Annotated in this window: 1 protein-coding gene; it reads left to right on the top strand. The window is 66.6% G+C overall.

Annotated elements, in window-relative coordinates:
- The first annotated feature begins 70 nt into the window (after positions 1 to 70).
- Positions 71 to 1,042 carry an IS30 family transposase gene (locus tag M1L60_RS46690; RefSeq protein WP_253244074.1) on the top strand — a complete coding sequence of 324 codons (972 nt, stop codon included), beginning with the start codon at positions 71 to 73 and terminating at the stop codon, positions 1,040 to 1,042.
- Positions 1,043 to 1,045: the final 3 nt, after the last annotated feature.

Below are 1,045 nucleotides of genomic sequence, written 5' to 3'. Positions count from 1 at the left end.
CGGCGAGTTCAGCCGGTCGTAGCATTTGATCTTGGTGGTTTGGTGGGACAGGATGCCCGCCGTGCGTTTGATGCTGACTTCGTCGGACCGGGAAGAGATTTCCCGGGGTCTCGCGGAAGGCTTGCTGTATAAGGAAATCGCGGTGTTGATCGGCCGGGATCCGTCAGTGGTCTCGCGGGATGTGGCGCGGCATGGTGGTCGGACCGAGTATCGGGCGGTGGCCGCGGGTGAGGCTGCCGCGGCGGGCCGGCGACGGCCGAAGGAGTACGCCGTCGAGCGGTCGGCGGCGTTGCGGTCGGTGGTGATCGGGTTGTTACGCGACGGCTGGTCACCGGCGTCGGTCGCGGGCCGGTTGCCGCGCGACTACCCCGCCGATCATGCTTTGCGGGTGTCTCACGAAGCGATCTACCAGTGGATCTACGCCCAGCCGGTGTCCACCCTGGCCCGCGAGCTGATCCGGTTGCGGACTGGGCGCCCGGCTCGCCGTTCCGGGCCACGGCCCGAGCCGGCACCACGGATCCGTGAGCCCCGCTACCTCGACGAACGCCCCGCCGAGGTCGAAGGCCGACAGGTCCCCGGGCACTGGGAAGGCGATCTCGTCATCGGCAAGGGCGGCAAGACCGCTGTCGCCACCCTGGTCGAACGCACGTCACGATTCTTGATCCTGGTACCGCTGACCGGCCGCGACGCACTGAGCGTCGGCGACGCCGTGATCGCCGCGACCGGTGGGCTACCACCGCAGATCCGCCGCTCCCTGACCTGGGACTGCGGCGCGGAGATGGCCCGGCACGCCAGCATCACCGCGACGGGACTCCCAGTGTTCTTCGCGCACCCCCACAGCCCATGGGAACGCGGCAGCAACGAGAACCTGAACCGGATCGTCAGGGAATTCTTCCCGAAAGGCGTACCGATCACGTCCGACCCCAACTACTTGGCCGGGGTGGCTTCCGATATCAACAACCGACCCCGTAAGATCTTCGATTGGAAGAAGCCCTCCGAGATATTCGCCGAACTCGTAGAGGCAAATGCTTCGACCGCCTGAATT

The organism is Paractinoplanes aksuensis (assembly GCF_024137025.1).
Classification (GTDB): domain Bacteria; phylum Actinomycetota; class Actinomycetes; order Mycobacteriales; family Micromonosporaceae; genus Actinoplanes; species Actinoplanes aksuensis.
The sequence above is the reverse complement of the archived record's forward strand: the minus strand, read 5'-3'. Positions and strand labels throughout refer to the sequence as shown.